Genomic DNA, 26,165 nt, shown 5'->3' with positions numbered 1-26,165 from the left:
TTCAATCCAGTGTGAACAGTTCCGCGCCTTCGATCGCGTAATGCGCGAACAGAAAATCCCTGATGTTGACGATGCTGCCGTTCTCCCAATCGAGGAGGACGAAGTAGCGCGGCGGGCCTGAGGGATCCTGCGGATCGAACATGATGATCGCAGGGCGCCGGTCGACGAGGCCGGGAACGCAATGCCAGGCGCTGGTCTGCGCATAGCGACCAAAATATTCGCTGACGTCGCGGCGGCCGGCCCGGCGCGTCCGGTTGACCATCTCCAGCCGCACGTCGTCCGCCAGCATGTCGCGCAGGGACTCGAAATCGCGCGCGTTGAAACGCTCGACATAGTGCGTCAGGCGAGCACGCTCGGCCGTCTCCAGTTCGGGAGGCCTGACGTCGTCGGATTCCTCCGCGAGCTCGCGGAGACGGACCCGGCCGCGTTGCAGGGCGCCCTTGGTGGCCGGGATGCCGCCCATGATGGTGCAGACCTCGTCGACGGAATAGCCGAGCACATCGCGCAGGATCACCGCGCTTCGCTGCGCCACCGGGAGGCGCATGAAGGTCTGCAGGCTCGCGGCCACGATCTGGCGGTCGGTCACGGGGCTGGTCGAGGCGGCGATCATGTCCAGATCTTCATCGGAGTGAGCAGCGTTGTAGCGCGCGCGCCGGCGCAGAAAATCCAGCGCGGCGTTGTGGGCGATGCGAAACAGCCAGCCTTCCGGATTGTCCAGCGGCTCGGTCCGCGGCGCCGCCTCGACGGCCTTGAGCAAGGCCTCCTGAAGCACGTCCTCGCCATCGATGACCGAGCCTGTCATGCGCGCGCAGTAGCGATGCAGCTGCGGCCGCATTTCCACCGCCAGGCGGTCGAGGGCTTGCTGGGCGGTCTCCCGGACCGCCCCCGAGCCGTTGCTCGTCACATCGTCCGTCAAGCAGGAGCTCCTCGTCGCCGACAGGCGTGATACGTCAATCGGGATCGAGATACCACCCGCCAAAAGCTCAGGCATGATTGACCTCGACGACCTCGCACAGGATCGTCTCGGCCTTCGCGATCGCGGCAAGCCGCTGGATGTACGGCGCGAATTTCGGATCCTTGCGGAAGTTCTCGATATCCTGGGCGCTTCGCCATTGCGAGTAGTTGATCGCCCGCCCGCCCTCCTTGCCGGCATGGACGCTGGAGGAGATGAAGCCGGGCTGCTTGCTGAAGAAGGATTCGGTGCCCTCCTTCAGGAGCTGAACCAGCTTTTGCTGGTTGTCCGGCTCGACCGTGAAGACGTTGACCAGGGTGGTGACATCGCTGCCGGTACGGATGGTGGCTTCCATGTTCGAACTCCTGTTCTGGCTATAGGACGGGACGCTTTGAGCGGCGAGCAGCACGCCGCAGCAAAGCCGGTGGCAACGACGGCGCGACGCGAAGGCGTGGCTTTGATCTCTGACATTGATGTTCTCCCTTGCGGAAACTCTGCCGGCCGCTCGATGAGGCCCACAGCGCAGAGACGAACGAGGAAGTGAAAAGGAAACGGTCGGCGTGAGATTTTTTTTGCGGCGATCTCCGCCAGGATCATCTTGGTCTGGTCGATCAGGCGCTTGGCCTCCTGCACGCGCCGGGTCGCCGCGATGTCGCGGGGGCTCGCGCCGGCCCACCGCCGCCCGGCATGGGCGGTAGACCGCCGCCGGGTCCGCCTCCCGGAGGCATGGGCGGGCGGGCAGATGTTCGGACGTCCGATCAAGGATCGGCTAGCTGCGCTGGTGCCAGGGTTGAAGCGTGACCGTTGAGCCGTCGCAATTGACGGTTGCAAAAGCGGTGATCCGCAGCAATGCTGGCGGACGATGCCCGCCAAAGCCAACCCCGACGACAACACACCTGCAGACACGCCGCATTATCTCGGCCACCGTGAGCGGCTGCGCGAACGCTTCTACAGCGCCGGCGCGGACGCGCTCAGCGACTACGAACTGCTGGAAATGGCGCTGTTTCCGGCGCTGCCGCGGCGCGACACCAAGCCGCTGGCAAAGACGCTGATCAAGATCTTCGGCTCGTTCGCCGAAGTCGTCCACGCGCCGGTGGCGCGGTTGCGTGAGATCGACGGCGTCGGCGAAGCCGCCATCCACCAGCTCAAGCTGATCGCGGCGGCCGCGCACCGCGTCGCCAAGGGCGAGGTCAACAGCCGCAACGCGCTGTCGTCCTGGAACGAGGTGATCGCCTATTGCCGCACCAGCATGGCCTTCGCCGACAAGGAACAGTTTCGCCTGCTCTTCCTCGACAAGCGCAACCAGCTGATCGCCGACGAGGTGCAGCAGACCGGCACCGTCGACCACACCCCGGTCTATCCGCGCGAGGTGATCAAGCGCGCGCTCGAGCTGTCGGCGACCGCCATCATCCTTGTGCACAATCATCCGAGCGGCGATCCCTCCCCTTCACAGGCCGACATCCAGATGACCAAGGCGATCATCGACATCGCCAAGCCGCTCGGGATTGCCGTGCATGATCACATCATCGTCGGCAAGAACGGGCACGCCAGCCTGCGCGGGATGCGGCTGATCTAGCTGGTCGCGAAACGACGTGGCAGCCGATCACTGGAGGAAAGCCTTGGCAGCTTCCGAAATGGCTTCGCTCGCCTGACCATCTTCGATCGAAGGCTGGCCATCGCCAGACTGAGGTCCATAGTTTCCGAACTGGCTATGGACCATGCCTGCGATACGAACGATTTGCGCTTCAGCCGGCAGCTCCGACGCGTGCTGCCCGATCGTCTCGGGTGGCATGATGCCATCGCGATCCGCCGCGATGGTAAGGACTCGGAGCCGGGATTTCGAAATATCGGAGCCACAATAGGTTCCCAACAAGACAATCCCCTCAAGGCCGTCGCGGTGTTTGCTCGCGTAGTAACAGGCTGCCGCGCCTCCCAGTGAATGCCCGCCCACGTACCACCGCTCGATCCCGGTCAGCTGCCTGCGCATTTCGTCGGCTTGATCGAGCGAAAAGGCTGCGATGTTGAGCCTCGGCCGTCCGATGACGATGTTCACCCGGGCCCTGGTGGATAGCTCGACGAGCTTGGAGAGGTACGCTTTCGGCTCAATCCGGAGGCCCGGATAAAACAGAAGTCCAATCGCTGAAGGGGCAGCGGCCGGACGAATAACGAGGAAACCACCGAGCTCCCTGATCACAACGCGAGGATCGTGCAGTGCGCGGGCCTGCGCGAGGGGATCAGCTCCGTAGGCATCGAGCGCCCATGCAATGAAACCACCTCCCAGCAGTGCGGCAAGTCCCACGCCCGCACCGATCACAATCAGCAGCTTCTTCACGCTTAATCCTCCTCCAGGATGCTGCCGAGTCGATCGAGACGACGCTCCCACGAAGCCCGGTGTTCCCTGACCCAGTGCTCTAGGGTTTCAAACCCCGTCGTATCCAGGCTGCACGTCCGCACACGCCCCTTCTTGTCGGATTTGAGCAAGGCACAGGACTGAAGAATGCGTAGATGCTGGGTCACGGCGGTCACTGTGATACCGAGCGGCCTGGAGAGGTCCGACACGGACATTGGACCGGCACTTAAGAGACGAATGATCCGACGGCGCGTGGAATCACCAAGCGCATCCAGGATTCGATCGACCTTGCCGATGCGCAAGGCCATGGACGTGGCCATCGACACACTCCTCCCGTTTGGCGCTGGTGCCTAAACCATCGGCTCAAGTCGATCGAGGAGCGCGCGCCATCCAGCTTCGCGGATTTTGGGGCCATCCGCGCCCTCAAAGAAGACGGCCTGATGCGTCAGGACCAACAACGTACCCGAATTATTTGGGCGGAATTCCGCGGTCACGAGGGATGCCGAGATCCGCCTGTCTCCCAGCGTCATCGTTGAAGCCGTAACGACGCGGCGGTCCGCGACAACATCCAGAAACCGCCCTTCGTAGCTCAGCGCAACCGACGCAAAGGGCGTGCCTTTCCTGAAGCGGTATTGGGCGCGCTCTTGCCCCCCAACCACGAAATCCATGCTGAAGTGCTCGACGTCATGGTCGGGGCCGTCGGCGAACCAGCGCCGCTTCTTGGATGGGTCGGAAAAAGCCGCAAATACCAGGGGCGGCGACTTGAGATAGGTGCGCTCGATGACAAACGTGTTGTCGATGACGGATTGATCGGTCATTGCTGCCCTGCTCATTAGTGAAGTATGAACTTCACTATAAGCGAGCAGCCAGATAGTCAAGTCGTGACTTCAGTATCCGCGCTAAGCCCGCCCCCGCGTGCAGTTCAGCATCCATTGCACACCGAAGCGATCGGTGAGCTTGCCGTAATAGTCGCCCCAGGGCTGGATCCCGAGCGGCGTGGTGATCGTGCCGCCTTCGGCGAGACGCGCGAACAGGGCCGTCGTTTCCTGCGTGTCGCCCATCATCAGGATATGCGCTGAGCCGCGCATCGGCTCGGCATCGTCATTGTCGGATGCGTAGAATTGGATGCCCGGTCCCTCGAACTTCGCATGCATGATCTTGCCTCGCATCGGTCCGGTTTCGCCATGGCGCATGATCTCGGTCACCTTGCCGAGGCCGCAGGCGCTGTAGAAGGCCAGCGCCGCCTCGCAACGGGTCGTGAAGAAAAGATAATTCGACATTTGCATCTGTAGTTCTCCCCTTCGGCTGATCAGGTCTCAGCACAGGCCTTGAGTGCAGCCGCGCGACATGCGGACGCGATGGCCGCGCTGACATCCTTGTCGGCGACGGCCCGCGCCATCGTGACACCGCCGGACAGGATCGAGAGCAGCGCCCACGCGCGCGCGCGTCTGTCCTTGGCAATGCGGCCGGGCAAGCCGTCCGCAACCGCGTTCACGACGCCCTCGATCTCGGCCTCGAACACGGTCTTGATCCCGACGTCTGCCCGCTGCACCTCCGAGGTCAGGCTCTGCAAGGCGCAGCTCGAACCGAGCTCACAGACCCGCTTTTGTCCGAGATAGAAATCGATGAACGCCGCGACCCATCTGGCGCCGTGCTCGGCCCGCAGGCCCTCGACACCCTGGCGCAGCTCTTCCAGACCCGCCACCAGCGCAGCCTCGAAAGCTTCGCCCTTGGACGAGAAGTGCCCGTAGAACGCGCCGGAGGTGACCTCGGCCTCCTTGGCAAGGCCGTCGACACCGATGCCGCCAAAGCCCTGGCGGCGAAAGCCACGGCCGGCGGCCGCCACCATGCGCGCGCGGGCCTCTTCCTTGTGTCCGGACTTGTATCGCACCACGGGACCCTTTTTATATCACGATCGTTATTTTAACATTGACGACGCCGCACCCTTTGTGCGAATGCAATCACGATCGTTATATAACGATCGCAATATTATCGCAAGCCGCGATCGCAGCCGGCGTTCGCGGCGCTCACATCACGAAGGGAGTTTTGGTCATGCCGATCACCGTCGTCGCCACGGATGGCATCTTCAGTGCAGCCGCCGAGAAAACCATGTTCGCCGAGCTGACTGCCGCGTTTCTCAGGCATCACGATCTCGCGGGCAATGCGTTCCTCACGCCGAACGTGATCGGCGAGATCAGTACTATCCCGAAGGGCCGGTCCTTCGCCGGCGGGACGTCGAACGACATCGTCGTGGTCGAATTGAAAGTGCCGTCCTTCGCGCTGGGGAGCCCGGAGCAAAAGGCGGGCTTCATCCAGGAAGCCACCGACATCGTCTTCAAGGCGGCGGAAGGCCGCCATCCGCGCGAGCGGATTTTCGTCAACATGGTCTATGCGGTGGACGGCCTGTGGGGCATCGGGGGCAAGGCGTACACCAATGCCGAACTCGGCGACGCCGCCGGCCGGGCCAGCGCTGCCTAGGGACAGCGATCAGCGCCGGCGCGCGCGAGACGGCGCCGGCGCTATTCTGTTCAGTAGCAGTATCGCGGATCGACCGGGACGTAGCGGCCGTCCGGGCGCTGCATGTAGCAGCCGCGCTGATACGCGTAATAGCCGGATCGGCGACGCTCGCCTTCGGAGGCGATCGCAGCCCCCGTGCCGGCGCCGACGACCGCACCGATGGCAGCCCCACGGCCGCCGCCAAGCGCTCCGCCCACGATCGCTCCACCCACGCCGCCGAGGATGGCGCCGCCGATAGCGTCCTGCGCTACCGCGTCATGGACCGGTACGGCCATCGCGACGGCGAAACACGCTGCAATTCCAAGACGTCGAAGCATCCCGAATCCTCCCATCTGATGCGGCCAGTCATAGCGTTTGCGACGATCCCGGGCCAGAATAATCGGGTGAATCCGACTCGCTTCCGGCCCTTTTGCGTCACAAGGCCCGCCTGTCGCGACGGCCGGTCGATGCCTCAGACCGAGAGTGCGGTTGCCGCGACTACGGCGCGACCCAGCGCTGCACGGCTTCCGCTGTGTCGGCAGGCGTCGTGTTGAAGCAGATCGCGGCTTGCGGCGCCAGGCAGTGGACGAGGTTGAGCACCTTCTCGAACAGCAGCAGCCGTTCCTTTGGCTCGCGCAGGCCAGCACCGATGACGATGCAATCGAAGCGCTCGTCGCGTAGCGCCGCCGTTACGGTCGCTTCCGCCGCCTCGTCGAGATCGATCAGGCAACTCGTGACCTCGTAGCCGAGACCGCGCAGGCGCAGCAGCTGCGCTTCGATGTAATTGCGGACGAGCGCCGGCGTGAGCTGCGGAAACGCGCTGTAGTCCACATTGCCGGGTTCGATGCCGATCGCGAGGACGCGCTTGGCCATTGCAGAATTCCTGAGCCAGACCGTTTCCGTTGCTAACGGACGGTCACCCGACAGGTTCCCGAACTGCGCGTGGCGACCGCGCGCACACGTCGCTGACGTTGCGTCCTTTGACCGCAACCTTTCGCGCTGCACCTGTAAGCCATTTCACATGCACTCCAGCGTTGACCTGCCACATTTGCCGGACCACGCCCAGAGCCCGCGTCCGCCGACGGCGGCACGCAGCTCACGCCTGATTTGCACAACCAACCGATAATTTTAACAATTCGCGGGAGCGGCAGATGGTGTCATACGAGAGTCTGAAGAGCGGGTATGAGAGCAACTGGGCCAATCTCCAGATCCGGCCCGCACGCCTTGGCGAAGCCAACGCGACGGCACGCAAGGCCATCAACGGCAAGGCGACCTATCAGCAGGTCGAACGGCTGACCGGCGTGCCCTGGTACTTCGTCGCGCTCTGCCATTATCGCGAGTCCAATTTCGATTTCGACACCTATCTCGGCAACGGCGAAACGCTGAAGCGCGTGACTTGCCTCGTCCCGAAGGGGCGCGGCCCGTTCGCCTCGTTCGTCGACGGCGCCGTGGACGCGCTGAGGATCCAGCACTTCGTCGGCACGCAGGACTGGTGCATCGCGCGCACGCTGCACCGGCTCGAATGCTTCAACGGCCTCGGATATCACGCCAAGGGCGTCAACTCGCCCTATCTCTACGGCGGCTCGACGCTCTACGGACCGACCGAGGCGAGGGGCGGCAAGTTCGTCGCGGACCACGTGTTCGACCCGAGCCATGTCGATTCCCAGCTCGGCACCGCGGTGATCCTGCATGCGATGATGTCGCAGGATTCTTCGATCACCATCGACGACAGCCCGTCCATTGCCTCCCGTTCCGAGCCGGACGAGGACGTGGCGTCGTCGGTGCTGCTGATGCAGCAGACGCTCAACAAGCTCGGCGCCAATCCGCCGCTCGACGAAGACGGCATCAGCGGACCGAAGACCAGGGCGGCGGTCTCGCAATTTCAGCAACAGCACGCCCTCGAGGATACCGGCCTGCTCGACGGGACCACGATCGCCGCCATCACGCGCGCGGGCGTGCAGCCGGTCCGGACGCAAAATGTGGATCTGTCCCATATCCTGGGTCGGTTGGAAAACCTCGCACAGCGTCTGCAGCCGGGAGCGATCCCAACAGGTGCAACGCCGATAGCGACCCCGCCGATAGGGACAATGCCTGCAGGGCAGTCCAACCAGCTATCCCAGATCCTCGACCAGCTGCAGAGCCTCACGCAGGTCTTGCAACCGGGAGCAACGGCCCCGGTGGGCCCAATTACAGCGGCCAACCCGACGGTCAGCGTGGTTGGACAGCTTCTCTCTCTCATCACCAAGATCGCTCCCGGCACACCGGCGACAACAAATCCTGCTCCGGCCGATCAGCTCAAACAGATGGTCGACCTGCTCAGCGCCATGCTCGGCAACAAGCCCGTGCTCGGCCAGGTCAATGGCGCGCTCGGCGAAACCATCGGCAAAATGCTGGACGGCAAGAAGACGGCGCTCGGCATCGGCGGCTCACTCATCACCGCGCTGCTCTCTGCCGTGACCGCGAGCCCGAGTGCCGGTGGTCTTGCCGGACTGCTCGGGACGATCGCGACCGCGGTGCCGGGGCTTAGCCAATTCGCTCTCCCGATATCGCTCGCGCTCACAGCCTGGGGCGTGCTCGGGAAAATGGAGAAATGGGCGCAGGGCACCGCGCCGCCGCCGAAGCCGACGACCTAGAGAGATTGACTGCTGAGCGCCGCGGCACGGCGCTCCATCAGCGTGCGTTCGCGTGCGTTGGTCGCAAGACGCGCGGCGGCCTCGAAGGCCTGCCGCGCTTCTGCGAGCCGTCCGAGCTTCTGCAGGAAATCACCACGAACTGCCGGCAGATGATGATAGGCCGCAAGCGCCGGTGCGCTGGTGATCTTATCCAGCACGTCGAGCCCGGCTTGCGATCCCTCGGCCATGCCGACTGCGACCGCGCGATTGAGCTCGATGATCGGCGAGCGCACCAGAAGCGTCAGCTCATCGTAAAGCTGCGCGATGCGCCGCCAGTCGGTAGCCGCGGCCGTCTCTGCCGTGGCGTGACACGCCGCAATCGCGGCCTGAAGCGCGTAAAACCGCTCCCCACCGCCGAGCTCGCGGGCACGTTCGAGCGCGCGCAGGCCGCGACGGATCTGCGAGCGATCCCAGAGCCCGCGATCCTGGTCCATCAACAGAATGGGATCACCGCTTGCGTCGGTACGCGCGCGAGCCCGCGCGGCATTCAGATCCATCAATGCAACCAGGCCGTGAACCTCGGGCTCATCAGGAGCGAGGCCGGCGAGCACGCGCCCCATGCGCAACGCCTCGTCGCAGAGCTGCGGCCGCAGCCATTCGTCGCCGCGCGCCGCGAGGTAGCCCTCGTTGAAGATGAGGTAGACGACCTCCAGCACCGAGGCGAGGCGCTCCGACAACGCCTCCCCACTCGGGGTCTCATAGGCAAGGCCGGATCCGGACAGTGTTCGCTTGGCGCGGACGATGCGCTGGGAAATGGTTGCTTCCGGTACGAGATAGGCACGCGCGATCTCGGACGTGGTCAAGCCGCAGATCATGCGCAGCGCCAGCGCCGCGCGTGCCTCGCGCGACAGGATCGGATGACAGGCGGTGAAGACCAGCCGCAACAATTCGTCACCGATGTCGTCGTCGAGCGCGGCATCGAAATCCGGCACGGTCTCCTGCTCCTGCAACATGTCCCGCGCCAGCATGTCGTGCTTGTCGCTGAGCATCTTGCCGCGGCGCAGGACATCGAGCGCGCGGCGCCTGGCGGTCGTCATCAGCCAGGCGCCGGGATTGTCGGGCACGCCGATGCCCGGCCAGGCTTCAAGCGCGGCAACCAGCGCGTCCTGGGTCAGCTCCTCCGCAAGCGGCACGTCGCGCAGCATCCGCGACAAGGTCGCGATCAGCCGCGGCTGCACGACGCGCCAAGTTGCGTGAATCGTGGCACGGATGGCTTGATCGATGTCGGCGGCCGTCATCGCCGCCGACCGTGACACACTGGTCTGTGCATCAGGCGTGGGCGGCTACCGCCGACCGCGAATCGACCTCGCAGACACCGTCAACGCCCGGCGTGGCGAAGGCCCGCAACTCGCAGGTGCCGTCCCAGCCCGGCATGTGATCGAGGTGCAGCTGCATGAATTCCTTGGCCATGGCCAGGGCTTCGACCTTGTCGCGCAGCTCGAAAATGGCGTAGCCGCCGACCACTTCCTTGGCTTCGATGAAGGGGCCATCGATGACACTGAGCTCGCCATCGACGATCCGCACCCGTGCGCCGGTCGCAAGCGGCATCAGACCGCCATTGTCGATCATCCGGCCGGCCTTGATTTCCCGCTCGGAAATCTTCTGCATGGCCTCCATCAGCGCCGGACTCGGGCCGGTCATCGGCTGGCTTGAGGTGACGATGTACATGAAACGCATGCAAAACTCCTGTTGAGGCGAGACGCGGCCGGTTCGGCCGCGATCAGCTCGCTACCCAGATGACGATCCAGCCGGAGCCGGATCGACAACGCCACGATAAAAAAACGGGCACAGGAAAAATTGCCGACAGAAAATTGCGGCCCCGAAACGGCGCCTATTGGCGCAGCATGATCAGGGGATCGGCCGTATCGGGAACCCGCCGCCATTGCGCGTTATCGTCGGCCTCGAACTGCCAGACGTCGCCCGATTTCGACATCAGGATGATCTGGCCTCGCTCGAGCCGCCATTGCGTCGGGTTGAACTGGGTGATCGCCGCATCGCATTTCGGCTTGAGGAAGACCTGGAAATTGTCCTGATCGGCTTCCGTGTTCGTCAGCGTCAGCCCGCAAACCGGCTGGCCGTTGCCGCGCACCATGGCCCAGTCGCCGATCATCTGGTCCATCGACTTGGCCATCGAGCGGGCGGCGGCGAGGTCCTGCAGGATGTAGACGCCCTCGCCCTGGCGCAGGCCTTCGAAGATGCCGGCCTCGACCTCGGTGAAGTCGATCACGGATTCGCCGGTCGCATCCTGCAAGCGGACGATGTCGAGCCCCTTGACGCTCCAGGCGACGATGTCCTTGGTGAAAGGCAGCGCGGTCTTGCAGGCCGGCTCGAGCTCGAGCTTGAAACCTTGCGCCACCGGGTCGCCCTTGATCGTGACGACGCAGGTCTTGCTGCGTTCGGTGGTCGAGAGCTCCCACTGCCCGACCATCTCTTTCTTCAGGGTCGTCGCGTCCTGCGCACGCGCAGGACCGATCGCGGCGACACAGGCCGCGATCAGCAATGCAACGACCCGAAGAACTCTCATCAGTGCCCCTTGAACGGCGTTTCAGCAACCGGCGTCAGCGGCGCCTTGCCGGCGAACCAGGACTTGAGGTTGTCGACCACGAGCTGGTCCATGGCATTGCGCGTCACCACCGAGGCCGAGCCGATATGCGGCAGCAGCACGACGTTCTGCATGGTCTTGAGCTCATCCGGCACGGTGGGCTCGGCCGCAAACACGTCGAGGCCCGCGGCGAGGATGGTGCCGGACTTCAATGCCTGGACCAAAGCCTGCTCGTCGACCACGGAGCCGCGCGCGACGTTGACCAGCACGCCGCGCGGGCCCAGCGCCTTGAACACCTCGGCATTGATCATCTTGTTGGTCGAGGCGCCGCCCGGCACGATCACCATCAGCGTGTCGACCGCCTTCGCCATCTCGATCAGATCGGGATAGTGCTTGTAGGAAACGTCCTTGGACGGATTGCGCGAGTGATAGACGACCGGCACCAGCGAGGCATCGAGCCGGCGCGCGATCGCCTGGCCGATCCGGCCCATGCCGACGATGCCGACCTTGCGATCGCGCAGCGAGCCGACGCTGAGCGGATAGTTCTGGGTCTGCCAGAGGCCGGAGCGGACGTAGCGATCGGCCTTGATGAACTCACGCACGGTCGAAATCAGCAGGCCCATCGCGACGTCGGCGACCTCCTCGGTCAGCACGTCGGGCGTGTTGGTGACGATGATGTTGTGCTCGGCGGCGTATTTGGAGTCGATGTGGTCGTAGCCGACGCCGAAGCTCGCCACCATCTCGATCTTGGGCAATTGCGACAGCGAATCCTTGTCGGCGCGGACCGTGTGATAGGTCACCGCCACGCCGCGGATCTTTTCGCGGGTCGCCGGCGTCAACCGTTCGAGGTCACCCCGCGTCTCGGCCTTGTGCACGACGAAATGATCGGAAAACCCGTTCTCGAGGATCGGCCGCACCGGCCCATAGATCAGAAGGTCGATCTTGTCGGACGAAATCGAACCGGTAGACATCAGTTTTCCTTTCCAAGCGCGCTCTCATGCCAGCGCCGTAAAACGAGGTGGGAAACTAGCGCCAGCACCCCATAGATGACAATCCCGGCCAGCGACAACAAAAGCAGCGCTGCGAACATGCGGGGTATGTTCAATCGATAGCCGGATTCGGCGATTCTGTAGGCGAGACCCGAGCCGGCGCCGGCCGTTCCCGCCGCGATCTCGGCCACGACCGCACCGATCAGCGACAGGCCGCCGGCAATGCGCAAGCCGCCCAAAATATAGGGCAGCGCCGCCGGCAGCTTCAGGAAGCGCAAGGTTTGCGGCGGCGAGGCGCCATAGAGCTGGAACAGGCCGGCGAGGTTGCGGTCAACCGAATTCAGCCCGAGCGTGGTGTTCGACAGCACCGGGAAAAAGGCGACGATAAAGGCGCAGACAACGACCGCGGTCTGCTGTTCCAGATAGATCAGGAGCAGCGGCGCGATCGCGATCACCGGCGTCACCTGGAGGACGACGGCATAGGGGAATAGCGAGTATTCGACCCATTTCGACTGGTTGAACAGCAGCGCCAGCGCGATGCCGCCGATGCTCGCGGCGATAAAACCTTCCAGCGTCGTCAGGAGCGTGGTCCCGAGCGATTGTGACAGCACCGCCCAGTCCTTGATCAGCGTCAGGAAGATGACGGAGGGGGTCGGCAGCACGTAAGGCGGGATAGCCTTGATGCGGACCACCAGTTCCCAGGCGGCGAGGCCAGCCGCGAATACGATGACGGGCAACACGAAACGCAACACGCGTCGTGTGCCGGACGGCTTTGCGGTGACGACGGCTTGCGCGTTCATAGCATCGACTGTCCCGAATAGGACGGCGCCAGCGCGGCCGATACTTTCCGGCAGTAATCGGAATAGGCGGCCGAGGTGCAAAACTCTTCGCCGCGCGGCTCGACGGTCTCGATGCGGATGTCGGCCTGGATGCGGCCGGGCCGCGCCGTCATGACCACGACGCGCTGCGACAGATAGACGGATTCGAACACCGAATGGGTGACGAAGATGACGGTCTTGCCAAGGCTGCGCCACAGCGCGAGCAGGTCGTTGTTGAGGCGGAAGCGCGTGATCTCGTCGAGCGCTGCGAACGGTTCATCCATCAGGAGGATGTCAGGATCGGTGACGAGCGCGCGCGCCAGCGACACCCGCATTTTCATGCCGCCGGACAATTCGCGCGGAAAGGCGTCGGCGAAATCGGCGAGACCGACGCTGGCCAACGCTGCATCGGCTCGCGCCCGCCCTTCGGCCTTGGGGACGCCGCCAAGCTTCAACGGCAGCCGCACGTTTTCGCGCACACTGGCCCAGGGCATCAGGGTCGGTTCCTGGAACACGAAGCCGACACCATGGCCGATCTGCGCCGGGCCTTCGTGACGTGACATCCGCACCGTGCCTGATGACGCGGCGCTGAGCCCCGCAATCAGTCTCAGCGCCGTCGACTTGCCGCAGCCGGACGGACCGAGCAGCGAGATGAACTCGCCCTTGCGCACCACGAGATCGAAGGGACCGAGCGCCATGACGCCGTTGTCATAGACCTTCGTCACGCCGCGCAGGCTGACGGCAAGCGCCGTCAGGCTGGCTTCGACCCCTGACAAAGGTTTGACGTCTGACATCAACGCTGACGTTACGGCTTGGCGGGGCGCAGCTCGACACCGACGCCCTTGTTGACGAAGCGCAGCGTGTAGGACTTGCGGAAATCGAGATCACCCTTCACGACGCCGGCCTTCACCATCTTGTTGAAGAAGGAGGTGTAGCGATCGTCACTCATCGCGCCGATGCCGTTCTTCAAGGAGTCGCCGGAATCGACGATGCCGTATTCTTTCATCTTGGCGACGGAATAGGCGAGCAGATCGTCGGTCATCTCCGGATTGAGCTTCTTGATCATCGCATTGCCGGCGGAATTGTCGCCGTAGATGTAATTGTACCAGCCGATCATGGAGGCATCGACGAAGCGCTGCACCAGGTCCGCCTTCTTCTCGACCAGGTCGCGACGGGTCTCGATCAGGGTCGAATAGGTGTTGAAGCCGGCATCGGCGAGCAGAATGACGTTGGGCCTGAAGCCGGCGGCTTTCTCGACTGCGAACGGCTCGGAGGTGACGTAGCCCTGCATCGCGCTCTTGGGGTTGGCTATGAAGGGCTGCGGATTGAAATTATAGGGCCGGACGTTCTTCTCGCTGAAGCCGTATTCGGATTTCAGCCACTGGAAGTAGCTGCCCATGCCTTCCTTGGAGACGAACAGCGTCAGCGGCTTGAGGTCCTCGATCTTGGTGACCTTCGCATCCGGCTGCGTCAGCATCACCTGCGGATCTTTCTGGAAGACCGCGGCAATCGTCACCACGGGGACGTTGTTGGCGACCGCGTCGAACGACATCAGCGTGTTCGCGGCCATGAAGAAATCGATCTTGCCGGCGATCAGCAACATCCGGTTGTTCTCGTTGGGCCCGCCCGGAACGATGCTGACGTCGAGCCCATATTTCTTGTAGGTGCCGTCGGCGACCGCCTGGAAGAAGCCGCCATGCTCGGCCTCGGCGACCCAATTGGTGCCGAAGGCGACCTTGTCCAGGGTTTCCGAACGCGCCGGCAGCATCGACACGAGAGTGGCCAGCAAGCCCGCCGTTAACGCTCGCCGCAGATGGGAAGGGCTCATGAATGCGCTCCGTCGATCAAGTCTGGCCGATGTGAAGACAACGCGATAAAACCGCAAGACAATCGGGGACGCGAACCGGCCAGGCCCGCGTCCCCTCCATAACACCAAACTACGTGACAAATTCGGGCAAAGAAACCTTGATGACGCCTCCGCGCGACTGGACCAAGATCCGCTGGGCCGATGCGAACGCTGCGGACGTATCGCGCTGGATCGCGGTGCTGCCGCTGGCGGCGACCGAGCAGCACGGCCCGCATCTGCCGCTCGAGACCGACGTGCTGATCGCAGACGCCTATCTCGCGCGCGTGCGCGAGCTTTTGCCCGCGACCATGCCGGCGACGTTCCTGCCCGTTGAGCCCATCGGCATTTCCACCGAGCATATCGATTATCCGGGCACGCAGACGCTGCCGACCGAGGCGGCGCTGAAGCGCTGGACCGCAATCGGCGAGGACATCGCGCGACGCGGCATGAAAAAGCTCGTCATCATCACTAGCCATGGCGGCAACAGCGCGGCGATGATGCTGGTGGCGCAGGATCTTCGCGCATATCAAAAACTGTTCGCGGTGACGACATCGTGGTCGCGCCTGTCGGGCGCTGAAAAACTGTTCCCCGCCGATGAAGTGCGTCACGGCATCCATGGCGGCGCGGTCGAGACCTCGATCATGCTGGCGCGCTATCCCGATCAGGTGCGCGCCAATGCGATTGCGGATTTTCCCGCGAGCAGCATCGCGATGGAGAAACAATATCGCTGGCTCTCGACGCAGCGGCCCGCGCCCTTTGCCTGGCAGGCGCAGGATCTCAACGCCAGCGGAGCCGTCGGCAACGCGACACTGGCCGAGATCGGGAAGGGCGAGCAGCTCCTCGACCAGGGCGCGCGGGCCTTCTGCGAGCTGCTGACCGAGGTCGATAACTTCGACGTGAACAGGCTCGCCAAGGGCCCTCTCGGCTAGCACGTAGCCATTTGAAATTATTCGGGAAAGAGCCGGGTTCTCAGGCCTCCCGAGGCGCTTTCGAACCGGTTTCGGCAAGCCTCCGTCCAATTGGGCACGCGGACCACAACGGACCGTCTCAACCCGGATGGAGTTTCACATGTCGATCAAGACCAGGATTGCCGCACTCGCTCTCGCTGCCCTCACCGTCACCGCAGGCGTCGCATCTACCACGTCGACGGCCCAGGCCAAGCCGCTCGGCTGGGGCGTCGGTGTCGGCCTGGGCATCGCGACCGCCGCCGTCGTCGGCACCGCGATCGCCGCCAGCAATGACCCCTATTACGGCTATCACCGCTGCGGCTGGTCCCCCCGCTACAACGCCTTCGGCCAGTACGTCGGCAGCGTTCGCACTTGCTACTGATTTGAGGTCCTGAGGCCGATCTTACGTGGATCCTGCGTCCGACACGGGCGCCTCATCCACCCCGTGTCGTGCCCCCGACCCCGCCCGGCTGTCCCCCCGGGCGGGGTCATCCGTTTTTGGAGACCGGAAATTGTTGCAGTCCCGTCACATAACGGTGCGAACCATCGCCTGCGACATTCTGCACTAGTTGCTATTGCGAATTATTAGCAATAAGGTTCGCAACAAGCGCAGGGACTTGGCAAGACCTTGGGGTGAAACGCATCGCAACGAGCCCGTCTCGTCCGGTCGCGTGAACAGCCAAGACCCTGATGACAGGAGCACCGCGAATCGGCAGGGATGTCGGGCGCGGTTGGGGCACGGTCGCGTCTTGGGGGCGTAGTTTTGACGTTGAGAGGTCACCGACATCGCTATCTTCGGTCAGCCGCGGCGCTTGCCTCGGGCCTGCTCGTGCTGCCGGCGGCCGGCGTCGCCGCCGACCTGCCGCTGAAGGCGCGTGCTGCGAAGACCGTCTACGAGTGGACCGGCTTCTATGTCGGCGGTCACTTCGGCTACGGCGACGCGAGCTTCGGACCCGGCACCAATCCGTTGCCCGAGCAAGGCGTCGTGCTGCCCCACAGCGCAACCGGGCTCAGCGGCGGCTATCAGCTCGGCTACAACCGCCAGCTCGCCAACCGCGTCGTGCTCGGCATCGAGGCGGATTCGACGTTCACGAGTCCGACTGACGGTCCGGCACTCGGGCGTTCGCCGGTGCCCTTCAACACCACGATCGATTACATCGGCACGGTGCGCGGCCGCGTCGGTTATGCCTTCGACCGGTTCATGCCTTACGTCACCGGCGGCTTCGCCTGGGGACACACGCATATCAACGTCAATGATGCCGACGGTGTCACACCGCTCTTCCCGGTTGGCCACTACCAGGCCGGATGGACTGCGGGCCTCGGTCTCGAATACGCCGTCAGCGGCAATTGGACCGCGAAGGCCGAATACGAATATGTCGACCTCTCCCGCAAGACTTACGATCTCGGCGGCTTTGGACCCGGCAGCGTCAACGTCGATCCACGCATTCATCTGTTCAAGCTCGGCCTGAACTACCAGTTCGGCGACACGCCGTGGATGCCGGCGGTCGACGGCAAGACCAAGCTGCCTGAATCCAACGACTGGAACGTCCACGTCCAGACCACCGTGCTGCCGCAAGGCTATGGGCCGATCCATTCGCCCTATGCGAGCCCGCAGAGTCTTCCCGGTGGCGGCCAGTTCCAGGCGACGTGGACGACGACGGCGTTTATGGGCGCGCGACTTTGGGACGGCGGCGAATTCTATTTCAATCCCGAGCTCGCGCAGGGTTTTGGCCTCAACGGCACGCTCGGACTTGCCGGCTTCTCCAACGGCGAAGCGCAGAAGGCCGGCGCGCCATTCCCAAAAATCCGCGCGCAGCGCTATTACTTCAAGCAGACGTTCGGGCTCGGCGGCGAGCAGGAAGCGGTCGATGACGCGCCGAACCAGCTCGTGGGCAAGCGCGATGTCGACCGCGTCACGCTGATCGTCGGCCGCTTCGCCGTCGGCGATTTCTTCGACGGCAACTCCTATGCAAAAGACCCGCGCGCCGATTTCATGAATTGGGCGATGTGGTCGTCGGCCGCCTACGACTTCCCGGCCGACCTGCCCGGCTATACTCGCGGCGCCGTGGTCGAGCTCAACCGCAAGGACTGGGCAATCCGCGCCGGCCTGTTCCAGGTGCCGGCCGCGCCAAACAGCGACGTGCTGACCTTCAAGACCGGCGGCACCGTCGTCGAGTTCGAGGAGCGTCATTCGATCTTCGAGCAGCCCGGCAAGTTGCGCGTCGGCGTCTTCGCCAACAGCGGCAACACCGCGAACTACAATGACGTCGTTGCGCAGGCGGCCGCCAACCCCGCACTCGACATCAACGACATCGCGACCGCGAACCAGCGCACGCGCTCCAAATACGGCTTCTACGTCAATCTCGAGCAGCAGATCGTCAAGGACGTCGGCCTGTTCGCGCGCGCGAGCTGGAACGACGGCCAGAACCAGATTCTCTCCTTCACCGATATCGACCGCAGCATCTCAGGCGGCCTGTCGATCAAGGGCAGCTGCTGGGGACGTCCGGACGATACAATCGGCATCGGCGGCGCCATCAACGGCCTGTCGGATGCGCATCGCGCTTTCCTTGCCGCGGGCGGCATCGGCCTGCTGATCGGCGACGGCCAGCTCAACTATCGCACCGAACGTATTCTCGAAGCCTACTACGCCTATTCGGTGATCAAGGGCGTAACGATGACGGCGGACTATCAGCTCGTCGTCAATCCCGCCTACAACGCAGACCGCGGCCCGGTCTCGATCTTCTCGGGCCGCCTGCACGCCGAGTTCTGAGCCCGCAGACCCATTCAGCCCGGTGCGACAATTTGGTCGGAACCGGGCAAACCGCGCAGCGCCTTCATATATAAGGGGCTTGGTCCGGCGTCCGCCGGGCTGATTTTCCTTCCCCTTGCGCACAATGTTGTCTGTCGAACTCATCATCGTCGTCGTCCTGATCGTCATCAACGGCCTGCTGTCCATGTCGGAGCTCGCCGTGGTCTCATCGCGCCCGGCGCGGCTGTCGCTGCTGGCCGCCAAGGGCGTGCGCGGCGCCGAGCGCGCGCTGCGGCTTGCCGCCGATCCCGGAAAGTTTCTCTCGACGGTGCAGATCGGCATCACGCTGGTCGGCGTGCTCTCGGGCGCATTCTCCGGCGCGACGCTCGGGCAGCGGCTGACGCAATGGCTGGTCGAGCTTGGCGTATCGGCCGGCATTGCCGACATCCTCGGCGTCGGCATCGTCGTCACCATCATCACCTATGCGACCCTGATCGTCGGCGAGCTCGTGCCGAAGCAGGTGGCGCTGCGCGACCCCGAAAGCATCGCGGTGAAGGTCGCACCCGCGATGCATGTGCTGGCACGCGTCTCGCTGCCGCTCGTGTTTCTGCTCGACCTCTCCGGCAAGCTGATCCTCACGCTGCTCGGCCGCGGCGGCAAGGCCGAGGAGAAGGTGTCGGAGGACGAGATCCACCACCTCGTCAACGAGGCCGAGAACGCGGGCGTGCTCGAGCCCGGCGAGAAGGAGATGATCGCCGGCGTGATGCGGCTCGGCGACCGCCCGGTCGGCGCGGTCATGACGCCGCGCACGGAGGTCGACGAGATCGACCTGAATGATGCTCCGGAAGCAATTCAGGCGATCATCGCAAAGAGCCCGCATTCGCGCTTTCCCGTTTCTGACGGTGATCGCGACGCGCCCATCGGCGTGCTTCAGGCGAAGGACCTGCTGGTCGCGTACATGAACGAACGCACGCCGAATCTGCGGACGCTCGTCCGGGAAGCGCCAAGCATTCCCGCGTCGGCCGATGCCCGCGATGTGCTGGCAATTCTGAGGGCTGCGCCGGTTCATGTCGGTTTCGTCTACGACGAATACGGCGCCTTCGAAGGCGTGGTCACGGCCGCCGATATCCTGGAATCGATCGTCGGCGCCTTCCATTCCGAGGAAGGACCGCCGGAGCCGGCTTACGTCAGGCGCGCGGACTCGTCGCTGCTCGTCTCAGGCTGGATGCCGGTCGACGAGTTCGGCGAACTCCTCGGCATCGAGCTGCCGCCGCATCATCGCTACAACACGGTGGCCGGCCTCGTCCTGCAGCAATTCAACGTGCTGCCCAATGTCGGCGACGCGTTTGACCTTAGCGGCTGGCATATCGAGGTGGTCGATCTTGACGGCAGGAGGATCGACAAGATTCTGGCGAGCAGGCTCGGTGAAGTCGAGACGGGGTGAGCCTCGCGCCACGCCCTCACCCGAACCGCACCCCGATCCGCTTTTCCTTGCGCCACACCACCGTGCAGGCGAGATGCGCGCCGTCCGCCTTGATGGACAGGGTAAAGTGCTCGGGAATGCCGACCGGACTGGTGACGTCGAGGGCCGCACCGGTGTCGGAGAAATTGCGGACGGTGCAGTCGATCGCACCGCCGCCGAACTCGATGGTTCCGGCTTTCAATACGCGATGCCTGGCCTTGTTGCGTCGTTCGTCGTCCATCGGGCCAATTTACACCCGAAGCTGACAGAGAGGTTAAGATACAACCGCTCGCGGCGAATTTGGGCCGTGTCGGAGCGCGGCGGTATCATGCGGTGGATCGCCCGCTCTAAAGAGCCGGCTGAAACGAATCCGTCCGCGCCATCCGCCAGGCGTCGCGGAACCGTGGATCTTCCGTGCCTTCGAGCAACTCGCCCGGGCGCAGCGCCGGATAAAGCTGCGCGAAGGACTGCACGTTGGTCGTCGAGGTCCGCTGGCTGAAATGGACCGGGCGCAGCTGCTGCGGATGGGTCAGGCCGGCCGCGGCGATGAGCTCGGTCAGCGAGTGCAGCGTGGCGTGGTGATAATTGTGCACGCGGTCGATCTTGAGTGGCACGTAGAGTGCACGCGCCCGTGTCGGATCCTGCGTCGCAACGCCGGTCGGGCAGCGATCGGTGTGGCAGCTCAGCGACTGAATGCAGCCGAGCGAGAACATGAAGCCGCGCGCCGAATTGCACCAGTCGGCGCCGATCGCCATCGCGCGCGCCATGTCGAAGGCGGTGGCGATCTTGCCCGACGCGCCGATCTTGATGCGGTCGCGGGCATTGATGCCGAGCAGCGCGTTGTGGACGAAATTGACGCCCTCGCGCATCGGCATGCCCAGATGGTCCATGAACTCCAGCGGGGCGGCACCGGTGCCGCCCTCGTTGCCATCGACGACGATGAAGTCGGGATAGATGCCGGTCTCCAGCATCGCCTTGCAGATCGCCAGAAACTCCCAGGGGTGGCCGATGCAGAGCTTGAAGCCGGCCGGCTTGCCGCCGGAGAGTCTTCGCATCTCGGCGATGAATTGCATCATGCCAACAGGCGTCGAGAAGGCGCGGTGCGAGGCCGGCGAGATGCAGTCCTCGCCCATCGAGACGCCGCGGATTTTCGAGATCTCTTCCGAGACCTTCGCCGCCGGCAGCACGCCGCCATGGCCGGGCTTGGCGCCCTGGCTGATCTTGAGCTCGACCATCTTGATCTGGTCCTGGCTCGCGACGCGCGCAAACGCTTCGGGATCGAAGCTGCCGTCGAGATGACGGCAGCCGAAATAGCCCGAGCCGATTTCCCAGATGATGTCGCCGCCCATCTCGGCGTGATAGGGGCTGAAGCCGCCCTCGCCGGTGTCATGGGCGAAGCCGCCCTTCTTCGCGCCGGCATTGAGCGCGCGCACCGCGTTCGGGCTGAGCGCGCCAAAACTCATCGCCGAGATGTTGAACACCGAGGCCGAATAGGGCTTTGCGCAATCCGGCCCGCCGATGGTGACGCGAAACTTCTCCTCGGCATGCGCCTGCGGCGACACCGAGTGATGCATCCACTCATACCCGCCGCGATAGACGTCTTCCTGGGTGCCGAACGGACGCTTGTCGAGCTGCATCTTGGCGCGCTGATAAACCACCGCGCGGATGTCGCGCGAGAACGGCATGCCGTCCTTCTCGCTCTCGAAGAAATACTGCCGCATCTCCGGCCTGATCTCTTCGAGCAGGAAGCGGATATGCGCCGAGATCGGGTAGTTGCGCAGAACCGCATGGCCCTTCTGCATGAGATCGCGGACGCCGAGCAGTGTCAGGGCGCCGAAGATGCAGATCGGGATCAGCAGGATGTCGAATATCTTGCGGTCGGCGATGCCGATGCCGATCAACAGCGCGGTGACGACCGCGCAGATCGTCAGGATGATGAAACGCGGCGAGAATGGAAGCAGCAGGGTTTCCATCAGGCCTTCGGGCGAAGCTTGCGTCTTGTTCTCGTTGGCCACGACCACGTCCCTCTCGTCAGCATGACGGGGTATCATACGCCCGCGCCGCGTCTATGGATATGACGCGGACCTGTCTTGAGGCTACCGAATCCGCACGCTTCAGATCAATCCGTCCCGGTGCGGGCTTTTGCACTGCAATAGATTCAATGACATGACAAATCGGTGACCAACTCAATGGCCATGCAGCTGCGCCTCGTGCGGAATCACGCCGTGCCGCTCGAGGCCGCCCTGGGCCAGCCATTCGGCAGTGCTCTCGATCGCACGATCGATGTGTTCGCCGGTGCGCGAGAAATCGTAAGGTGACCCGACCATCGGGCAGAGCGGCGGCACCACGACATATTCGATATCGGGGGCGAGCGCTTCGAGCTCGGCCACCAATTGCCGCGCGGTCAGCAGCGTCAAGGCGTGCAGGGCGTTGGCGACCGCGCCGACCGGCGGGCTTGCGACCGCGCAGGCGTGCCCTGCCGGCAGCACAATCAACCGCTTTGCGCCCTTCTTCACCGCGATCCGGACCGGCGTGTTGGAGGAGATCGCCCCGTCGGCGAGAAAAAGATTTCGGTAGTGGATCGGCGTGAAGGCGCCGGGAATCGCAGTGGACGCCAGGACCGCCTCGACCACCGGGCCATCAGACAGCACCACGCTCTCGCCGGACACGAAATCGGTGGTAACGATGTGCACCGGGAGCCGGGCCTGCTCCAGGTTGAGATACGGCAGATGATCCTCGATCAATCTGCGGATGCCGTCATGGGGAATCAGAAAGTCGCGCCGCCACATGAAGCCGAGCAGGGTGCGCCATGTGACCGGAAAGACATCCTGACGTTTCAGGCTGCGCCAGATCGCTTCGAGCCCGAGCACGCCCTTGAGCGAGGGATCACCGGCATAATAGGCGCCGTTGATCGCGCCGACGCTGGAGCCGACCACGAGATCGGCGACGACCCCGTGCTTGGCCAGCGCATGCATCATGCCGACCTGGATCGCCCCGAAACTGCCGCCGCCCGCCAGCACATAGGCGGTCGGTCTCGGCGGACCACCATGGTCGATCCCGGACAAGGCGTGCGCAGCTCCCCCACTTCTCGCATCGCAACATCGCTGCGAGATTTCAGCGCGAGCTTATAACAAGGCGCGCGCGGGCGACGCCAATAACAAAGTCGGGGGAGGATGGTGAGGGACGATGTGGGTGTGGGGCAAGATGCCAGGCACACATTCAGCTGTCGCCCCGGCGAACGCCGGGACCCATAAATCCCAGGGAGGGGTTCGGCGAGCTGCGCTTACCGCTCGACGAACGCCTTCTCGATCACGAAATGGCCGGGCTTGTTGCCGGAGCCTTCGATGAAGTCGCGGCCTTCGAACATCACCTTGAGCTCTTCGAGCATCGCGGGGCTGCCGCACATCATGATGCGGTCGGTTGCGATGTCGAGGGGCGACTGCCCGATATCGTTGAAGATCTGCTCGGAGCTGATGAGATCGGTGATGCGGCCGCGATTGCGGAACGGCTCGCGGGTCACGGTCGGATAGTAGATCAGCTTGTCCGCGAGCATTTCGCCGAACAGCTCGTCCTCACGCAAATTCGCGACCAGCTTCTCGCCATAGGCGAGCTCGGAGACCTGACGGCAGCCGTGGACCAGCACGATGCTCTCGAACTGGTCATAGACCTCGGGGTCCTTGATCAGGCTGGCGAACGGCGCGAGGCCGGTGCCGGTCGAGAGCAGCATCAGCCGCTTGCCGGGGATGAGGTTGTCGGTGATCAGCGTTCCGGTCGCCTTGCGGCCGACCAGAATGGTGTCGCCTTCCTTGATCTTCTGGAGGCGCGAGGTCAGCGGACCGTCCTGCACCTTGATCGAGAAGAACTCGAGCTCTTCCTCGTGATTGGCGCTGGCCATGCTGTAGGCGCGCAGCAGCGGGCGGCCCTCGATCTCGAGGCCGATCATCGCGAACTGGCCGTTCTGGAAGCGGAAGCCGCTATCGCGCGTGGCGCGGAAGCTGAACAACGTGTCGGTCCAGTGCTGGACGGAAAGAACCTTCTCTCGGTAAAACGCGCTCATGATTTCGATATTCCGAATAATTGCGGTTCTAGGGCAAAAGCGTTGCCCGGCCCTGAAAACGGGGCGGACACCATTGCCATGGCAGAGGATTTCGCGTGTGTGATCTACGCCATTGAGACCAATAATCAACCTCGTTCCGGATGCAATTGATGCCGGTCAAAGCGGCATTCGCGGCGGAAATGGTCGCATCATTAACGGATCTGCTGTCCAGGGCGCGCAGACGGCAATTTCTTTTCCCTTTCAGGCTCGAAAGCAGCACTTAATTTCCATCGCGCTCGCGATAATTTCATTAAGAATAGTTCTGATTTTCAGCCCTGCTTGGCGCGATTTCCCGCATTTTGCGGCTTTTGGCGACTGGAATGATCGAGGCACATGGCAAGCAGTGAACGAATATTCGTCCAAGCCATCAGCCGCTATGGCGCGCGCCGTGGCATCGACGTCGATGTCCGCGCCGATGGATGGCTGATCGCGATGCGCCGTGGCGAGATGCGCCGCTTCGCCTTCGGCTACGACATCGGCCTCAACAGCGCGATTGCGCATCGCCTCGCCAACGACAAATCCGCGACCGCCGAAGTGCTGGCGCTTCAGCGCGTGCCCTGCATCCCGCATCACCTCTTCCTCAACCCGAAGCTGGGCAGCAATGTTGTTGATGCCACCTGGCGAGAGGCCATGCTTGGATTGCTTCACGACAATCCGCAGGGCGTGGTGGTGAAGCCCAACGAGGGAACGTCGGGGCGATCGGTCTTCAGGGTGACGACGGAGACGGAGCTCGACCACGCGGCCGGCGAAGTCTTCTCGATGAGCACAGGGCTCGTGGTCTCGCCTTACGTCGAAATCGAGGACGAGGTCCGTGTGATCCTGCTCGATGATGAGCCCCGCATCGTCTACAGCAAACAGCGTGGCTCGGATTGGCGGCACAATCTCGACGCCGGCGCAAAGCCTGTGCTGCTGGAGGATGGCGAGGTCCGCGCGGCCTGCGTCAAGCTCGCGATCGATGCGGCAGACGCAATCGGCATCGCCTTCGCGTCCATTGATGTGGTCCGTGTCGATGGCGAGTGGCGCGTGCTCGAGATCAATTCCGGCGTGATGATGGAAGCGCTGGGGAAGCTGCATCCGGAGCTGGTGCAGGCGACGTATGACGCCGCGCTGGATCGGGTATTTGGGGAAGAACACTGAGCGTCGCGCGCTGCCAACCCTTCTCCCCTTGCGGGAGAAGGTGGCGCGAAGCGCCGGATGAGCGGTTCTCTCCATTCACAAGACTGCTCGTGAGGATAGAGACCCCTCACCCGGCTTCGCTGCGCGAAGCCACCCTCCCTCACAGGGGGAGAGGGTGCAGCGGCGCTCGTCGCACATGCGCTAATTATTCGCGCTTGCGGAATCGTCCATCGCTTTAAACGCTTCTTCCAGCTGCAGCGAGATCGGCACGTTCATCCGCTCACCGGTCGGCATCCGCGCGGTGAACCATTTGTTGTACAGCGGCACGAGGTCGTGGTTGGAGCCGAGCTTGCGGAAGGTACGATCGACCACGGCTGACAATTGCGGCTCGCCCTTGCGGAACATGATGCCGTAGGGATCGTAGGACAGATAGTCGCCGGTGACGCGGAACTTGTCCTGCGACTTGTGGCGGACGATCAGGCCCGAGAGCAGAATATCGTCGGTCGCGAAGGCGTCTGCCTTGCCGTCGACCAGCATCTGGTACGACTGCTCGTGGTCGGCGCCGACGGCGATGTTCAGCCCCAGCGACAACTTCTTGTCGGCCGCCTGGATTGCCTGCTCGTTGGTGGTGCCCTTCGTCACCACGATGGTCTTGCCCTTCAGATCGGTCAGCGACTGGACGCTGGACGCCTTCGGCACCATCAGCTTGGTGCCTGCGACGAACATCAGCGGCGAGAAGGCGACGCGCTTGCCACGCTCGGAATTGGCCGTGGTCGAGCCGCATTCCAGGTCGATCTTGTTCTGGAGCACGGCGTCGATGCGATCGTCCGAGGTGACCTTGACGTAGTCGATCTTCAGATTGGGATCATCGACCTCGACGCCGATCTCCTCGACGATCGCCTCGCAGAGTTCGAGGCTGTAGCCGATCGGACGATTGGCCTGGTCGAGGAAGGAGAACGGCGGCGAGCTTTCGCGATAGCCGAGCCGCACGGTATGGGCGTTCTTGATGGCGAGCAGCGTTGGGCTAAGCCCTTCGCTGCCGCCGGTCTGGGCGGAGGCGCCCGTTGCCAGCAGACATGCTGCCAGAAACAGGCCGCCCGAAATCGCCGTCAAAGGGCGCATGCCGCACT

29 protein-coding genes are annotated in these 26,165 nt (G+C 63.7%); 8 read left to right on the top strand and 21 right to left on the bottom strand.

Features of this window, described 5'->3' with window-relative positions:
- Position 1: 1 nt before the first annotated feature.
- Together K3F49_RS31940 and K3F49_RS31935 are read right to left on the bottom strand one after the other, a co-directional pair.
- Positions 2–916 (bottom strand): sigma-70 family RNA polymerase sigma factor, encoded by a 915-nt coding sequence (locus K3F49_RS31940; RefSeq protein WP_452101133.1) that lies wholly within the window; start codon positions 914–916, stop codon positions 2–4.
- 67 nt (positions 917–983) lie between these two features.
- The gene (locus tag K3F49_RS31935; RefSeq protein WP_234684867.1) at positions 984–1,307 is read right to left on the bottom strand and encodes an antibiotic biosynthesis monooxygenase family protein; all 324 of its coding nucleotides are present in this window, start codon (positions 1,305–1,307) and stop codon (positions 984–986) included.
- Between the two features lie 507 nt (positions 1,308–1,814).
- Here K3F49_RS31935 and radC point away from each other — a divergent pair.
- Positions 1,815–2,528: a RadC family protein gene (radC, locus tag K3F49_RS31930; protein WP_234684866.1), complete on the top strand. Its 714-nt coding sequence runs from the start codon at positions 1,815–1,817 to the stop codon at positions 2,526–2,528.
- A gap of 27 nt (positions 2,529–2,555) precedes the next feature.
- On the opposite strand, the gene K3F49_RS31925 is transcribed toward radC, so the two are convergent.
- The 5 genes from K3F49_RS31925 to K3F49_RS31905 form a co-directional block, all read right to left on the bottom strand.
- Positions 2,556–3,284 carry an alpha/beta fold hydrolase gene (locus tag K3F49_RS31925; protein WP_234684865.1) on the bottom strand — a complete coding sequence of 243 codons (729 nt, stop codon included), beginning with the start codon at positions 3,282–3,284 and terminating at the stop codon, positions 2,556–2,558.
- 2 nt (positions 3,285–3,286) lie between these two features.
- Positions 3,287–3,622, bottom strand: coding sequence for an ArsR/SmtB family transcription factor (locus K3F49_RS31920; protein WP_234684864.1), 336 nt, complete (start codon positions 3,620–3,622; stop codon positions 3,287–3,289).
- A gap of 30 nt (positions 3,623–3,652) precedes the next feature.
- Positions 3,653–4,120, bottom strand: coding sequence for an SRPBCC family protein (locus K3F49_RS31915; RefSeq protein WP_234684863.1), 468 nt, complete (start codon positions 4,118–4,120; stop codon positions 3,653–3,655).
- Between the two features lie 81 nt (positions 4,121–4,201).
- The gene (locus tag K3F49_RS31910; protein WP_234684862.1) at positions 4,202–4,588 is read right to left on the bottom strand and encodes a VOC family protein; all 387 of its coding nucleotides are present in this window, start codon (positions 4,586–4,588) and stop codon (positions 4,202–4,204) included.
- A gap of 23 nt (positions 4,589–4,611) precedes the next feature.
- A complete protein-coding gene (locus tag K3F49_RS31905) occupies positions 4,612–5,193 on the bottom strand; it encodes a TetR/AcrR family transcriptional regulator (protein WP_234684861.1) in 582 nt (193 codons plus the stop codon).
- A 161-nt stretch (positions 5,194–5,354) separates the two neighbouring features.
- Between K3F49_RS31905 and K3F49_RS31900 the strand changes: the two genes are divergently transcribed.
- Positions 5,355–5,780, top strand: coding sequence for a tautomerase family protein (locus tag K3F49_RS31900; RefSeq protein WP_234684860.1), 426 nt, complete (start codon positions 5,355–5,357; stop codon positions 5,778–5,780).
- Positions 5,781–5,830: 50 nt separating this feature from the next.
- On the opposite strand, the gene K3F49_RS31895 is transcribed toward K3F49_RS31900, so the two are convergent.
- Entirely contained in the window at positions 5,831–6,136 is a 306-nt protein-coding gene (locus K3F49_RS31895; RefSeq protein ID WP_234684859.1) for a glycine zipper domain-containing protein, read from the bottom strand.
- A 160-nt stretch (positions 6,137–6,296) separates the two neighbouring features.
- On the bottom strand, positions 6,297–6,671 hold the full coding sequence (locus tag K3F49_RS31890; protein ID WP_234684858.1) for a hypothetical protein: 375 nt from the start codon (positions 6,669–6,671) through the stop codon (positions 6,297–6,299).
- A gap of 278 nt (positions 6,672–6,949) precedes the next feature.
- Here K3F49_RS31890 and K3F49_RS31885 point away from each other — a divergent pair, with 278 nt between their 5' ends.
- The gene (locus tag K3F49_RS31885) at positions 6,950–8,431 is read left to right on the top strand and encodes a peptidoglycan-binding protein (protein ID WP_234684857.1); all 1,482 of its coding nucleotides are present in this window, start codon (positions 6,950–6,952) and stop codon (positions 8,429–8,431) included.
- Here the strand turns inward: K3F49_RS31885 and K3F49_RS31880 are convergent.
- The 7 genes from K3F49_RS31880 to K3F49_RS31850 all read right to left on the bottom strand — a co-directional run bounded on the left by K3F49_RS31880 (position 8,428) and on the right by K3F49_RS31850 (position 14,647).
- Complete coding sequence (locus K3F49_RS31880) at positions 8,428–9,708, bottom strand: RNA polymerase sigma factor (protein WP_234684856.1); 1,281 nt, start codon at positions 9,706–9,708, stop codon at positions 8,428–8,430. The genes K3F49_RS31885 and K3F49_RS31880 overlap by 4 nt on opposite strands.
- A gap of 31 nt (positions 9,709–9,739) precedes the next feature.
- Complete coding sequence (locus K3F49_RS31875) at positions 9,740–10,138, bottom strand: YciI family protein (protein ID WP_234684855.1); 399 nt, start codon at positions 10,136–10,138, stop codon at positions 9,740–9,742.
- Between the two features lie 163 nt (positions 10,139–10,301).
- A complete protein-coding gene (locus K3F49_RS31870) occupies positions 10,302–10,994 on the bottom strand; it encodes a protease inhibitor Inh/omp19 family protein (RefSeq protein ID WP_234684854.1) in 693 nt (230 codons plus the stop codon).
- On the bottom strand, positions 10,994–11,983 hold the full coding sequence (locus K3F49_RS31865; RefSeq protein ID WP_234684853.1) for a 2-hydroxyacid dehydrogenase: 990 nt from the start codon (positions 11,981–11,983) through the stop codon (positions 10,994–10,996). The genes K3F49_RS31870 and K3F49_RS31865 overlap by 1 nt, the downstream gene beginning before the upstream one ends.
- Positions 11,983–12,801, bottom strand: a complete 819-nt coding sequence (locus K3F49_RS31860) for an ABC transporter permease (protein WP_234684852.1) — start codon at positions 12,799–12,801, stop codon at positions 11,983–11,985. Before K3F49_RS31860 ends, K3F49_RS31865 begins: the two co-directional genes overlap by 1 nt.
- Positions 12,798–13,613: an ABC transporter ATP-binding protein gene (locus tag K3F49_RS31855; RefSeq protein WP_234684851.1), complete on the bottom strand. Its 816-nt coding sequence runs from the start codon at positions 13,611–13,613 to the stop codon at positions 12,798–12,800. Before K3F49_RS31855 ends, K3F49_RS31860 begins: the two co-directional genes overlap by 4 nt.
- Positions 13,614–13,624: 11 nt before the next feature.
- Entirely contained in the window at positions 13,625–14,647 is a 1,023-nt protein-coding gene (locus tag K3F49_RS31850) for an ABC transporter substrate-binding protein (protein ID WP_234684850.1), read from the bottom strand.
- 140 nt (positions 14,648–14,787) lie between these two features.
- On the opposite strand from K3F49_RS31850, the gene K3F49_RS31845 reads away from it, so the two are divergent.
- From K3F49_RS31845 to K3F49_RS31830, 4 genes are all read left to right on the top strand, one after another.
- The gene (locus tag K3F49_RS31845; protein ID WP_234684849.1) at positions 14,788–15,594 is read left to right on the top strand and encodes a creatininase family protein; all 807 of its coding nucleotides are present in this window, start codon (positions 14,788–14,790) and stop codon (positions 15,592–15,594) included.
- 139 nt (positions 15,595–15,733) lie between these two features.
- Positions 15,734–15,994 (top strand): hypothetical protein, encoded by a 261-nt coding sequence (locus tag K3F49_RS31840; protein ID WP_234684848.1) that lies wholly within the window; start codon positions 15,734–15,736, stop codon positions 15,992–15,994.
- A gap of 336 nt (positions 15,995–16,330) precedes the next feature.
- Positions 16,331–18,382: a carbohydrate porin gene (locus K3F49_RS31835; RefSeq protein WP_234684847.1), complete on the top strand. Its 2,052-nt coding sequence runs from the start codon at positions 16,331–16,333 to the stop codon at positions 18,380–18,382.
- 124 nt (positions 18,383–18,506) lie between these two features.
- The gene (locus K3F49_RS31830; protein ID WP_234684846.1) at positions 18,507–19,805 is read left to right on the top strand and encodes a hemolysin family protein; all 1,299 of its coding nucleotides are present in this window, start codon (positions 18,507–18,509) and stop codon (positions 19,803–19,805) included.
- Positions 19,806–19,821: 16 nt separating this feature from the next.
- Here the strand turns inward: K3F49_RS31830 and K3F49_RS31825 are convergent, their stop codons facing one another.
- The 4 genes from K3F49_RS31825 to K3F49_RS31810 all read right to left on the bottom strand — a co-directional run bounded on the left by K3F49_RS31825 (position 19,822) and on the right by K3F49_RS31810 (position 23,880).
- The gene (locus K3F49_RS31825) at positions 19,822–20,064 is read right to left on the bottom strand and encodes a PilZ domain-containing protein (protein WP_234684845.1); all 243 of its coding nucleotides are present in this window, start codon (positions 20,062–20,064) and stop codon (positions 19,822–19,824) included.
- Between the two features lie 106 nt (positions 20,065–20,170).
- A complete protein-coding gene (locus K3F49_RS31820) occupies positions 20,171–21,796 on the bottom strand; it encodes an FMN-binding glutamate synthase family protein (protein WP_234684905.1) in 1,626 nt (541 codons plus the stop codon).
- Between the two features lie 213 nt (positions 21,797–22,009).
- Positions 22,010–22,888 (bottom strand): patatin-like phospholipase family protein, encoded by an 879-nt coding sequence (locus K3F49_RS31815; RefSeq protein ID WP_234684844.1) that lies wholly within the window; start codon positions 22,886–22,888, stop codon positions 22,010–22,012.
- A 218-nt stretch (positions 22,889–23,106) separates the two neighbouring features.
- Positions 23,107–23,880, bottom strand: a complete 774-nt coding sequence (locus K3F49_RS31810; protein WP_234684843.1) for a ferredoxin--NADP reductase — start codon at positions 23,878–23,880, stop codon at positions 23,107–23,109.
- 372 nt (positions 23,881–24,252) lie between these two features.
- Here K3F49_RS31810 and K3F49_RS31805 point away from each other — a divergent pair, with 372 nt between their 5' ends.
- Complete coding sequence (locus tag K3F49_RS31805; protein WP_234684842.1) at positions 24,253–25,056, top strand: ATP-grasp domain-containing protein; 804 nt, start codon at positions 24,253–24,255, stop codon at positions 25,054–25,056.
- 180 nt (positions 25,057–25,236) lie between these two features.
- Here K3F49_RS31805 and K3F49_RS31800 read toward each other — a convergent pair whose 3' ends face one another.
- The gene (locus tag K3F49_RS31800) at positions 25,237–26,157 is read right to left on the bottom strand and encodes an amino acid ABC transporter substrate-binding protein (RefSeq protein WP_234684841.1); all 921 of its coding nucleotides are present in this window, start codon (positions 26,155–26,157) and stop codon (positions 25,237–25,239) included.
- Between the last annotated feature and the right edge of the window lie 8 nt (positions 26,158–26,165).

It is taken from the genome of Bradyrhizobium monzae (assembly GCF_021458635.1).
GTDB lineage: Bacteria > Pseudomonadota > Alphaproteobacteria > Rhizobiales > Xanthobacteraceae > Bradyrhizobium.
This window is presented reverse-complemented; position numbering and strand designations above follow the sequence as displayed.

Excerpts from the sequence above, each read along its gene's own strand:
- K3F49_RS31935 (WP_234684867.1), bottom strand. The coding sequence starts at position 1,307 with ATGGAAGCCACCATCCGTACCGGCAGCGATGTCACCACCCTGGTCAAC.
- radC (WP_234684866.1), top strand. The coding sequence starts at position 1,815 with ATGCCCGCCAAAGCCAACCCCGACGACAACACACCTGCAGACACGCCG.
- K3F49_RS31920 (WP_234684864.1), bottom strand. The coding sequence starts at position 3,622 with ATGGCCACGTCCATGGCCTTGCGCATCGGCAAGGTCGATCGAATCCTG.
- K3F49_RS31915 (WP_234684863.1), bottom strand. The coding sequence starts at position 4,120 with ATGACCGATCAATCCGTCATCGACAACACGTTTGTCATCGAGCGCACC.
- K3F49_RS31910 (WP_234684862.1), bottom strand. The coding sequence starts at position 4,588 with ATGCAAATGTCGAATTATCTTTTCTTCACGACCCGTTGCGAGGCGGCG.
- K3F49_RS31900 (WP_234684860.1), top strand. The coding sequence starts at position 5,355 with ATGCCGATCACCGTCGTCGCCACGGATGGCATCTTCAGTGCAGCCGCC.
- K3F49_RS31895 (WP_234684859.1), bottom strand. The coding sequence starts at position 6,136 with ATGCTTCGACGTCTTGGAATTGCAGCGTGTTTCGCCGTCGCGATGGCC.
- K3F49_RS31890 (WP_234684858.1), bottom strand. The coding sequence starts at position 6,671 with ATGGCCAAGCGCGTCCTCGCGATCGGCATCGAACCCGGCAATGTGGAC.
- K3F49_RS31885 (WP_234684857.1), top strand. The coding sequence starts at position 6,950 with ATGGTGTCATACGAGAGTCTGAAGAGCGGGTATGAGAGCAACTGGGCC.
- K3F49_RS31880 (WP_234684856.1), bottom strand. The coding sequence starts at position 9,708 with ATGACGGCCGCCGACATCGATCAAGCCATCCGTGCCACGATTCACGCA.
- K3F49_RS31875 (WP_234684855.1), bottom strand. The coding sequence starts at position 10,138 with ATGTACATCGTCACCTCAAGCCAGCCGATGACCGGCCCGAGTCCGGCG.
- K3F49_RS31870 (WP_234684854.1), bottom strand. The coding sequence starts at position 10,994 with ATGAGAGTTCTTCGGGTCGTTGCATTGCTGATCGCGGCCTGTGTCGCC.
- K3F49_RS31865 (WP_234684853.1), bottom strand. The coding sequence starts at position 11,983 with ATGTCTACCGGTTCGATTTCGTCCGACAAGATCGACCTTCTGATCTAT.
- K3F49_RS31860 (WP_234684852.1), bottom strand. The coding sequence starts at position 12,801 with ATGAACGCGCAAGCCGTCGTCACCGCAAAGCCGTCCGGCACACGACGC.
- K3F49_RS31855 (WP_234684851.1), bottom strand. The coding sequence starts at position 13,613 with ATGTCAGACGTCAAACCTTTGTCAGGGGTCGAAGCCAGCCTGACGGCG.
- K3F49_RS31850 (WP_234684850.1), bottom strand. The coding sequence starts at position 14,647 with ATGAGCCCTTCCCATCTGCGGCGAGCGTTAACGGCGGGCTTGCTGGCC.
- K3F49_RS31845 (WP_234684849.1), top strand. The coding sequence starts at position 14,788 with ATGACGCCTCCGCGCGACTGGACCAAGATCCGCTGGGCCGATGCGAAC.
- K3F49_RS31840 (WP_234684848.1), top strand. The coding sequence starts at position 15,734 with ATGTCGATCAAGACCAGGATTGCCGCACTCGCTCTCGCTGCCCTCACC.
- K3F49_RS31835 (WP_234684847.1), top strand. The coding sequence starts at position 16,331 with ATGTCGGGCGCGGTTGGGGCACGGTCGCGTCTTGGGGGCGTAGTTTTG.
- K3F49_RS31830 (WP_234684846.1), top strand. The coding sequence starts at position 18,507 with ATGTTGTCTGTCGAACTCATCATCGTCGTCGTCCTGATCGTCATCAAC.
- K3F49_RS31825 (WP_234684845.1), bottom strand. The coding sequence starts at position 20,064 with ATGGACGACGAACGACGCAACAAGGCCAGGCATCGCGTATTGAAAGCC.
- K3F49_RS31820 (WP_234684905.1), bottom strand. The coding sequence starts at position 21,796 with ATGGAAACCCTGCTGCTTCCATTCTCGCCGCGTTTCATCATCCTGACG.
- K3F49_RS31810 (WP_234684843.1), bottom strand. The coding sequence starts at position 23,880 with ATGAGCGCGTTTTACCGAGAGAAGGTTCTTTCCGTCCAGCACTGGACC.
- K3F49_RS31805 (WP_234684842.1), top strand. The coding sequence starts at position 24,253 with ATGGCAAGCAGTGAACGAATATTCGTCCAAGCCATCAGCCGCTATGGC.
- K3F49_RS31800 (WP_234684841.1), bottom strand. The coding sequence starts at position 26,157 with ATGCGCCCTTTGACGGCGATTTCGGGCGGCCTGTTTCTGGCAGCATGT.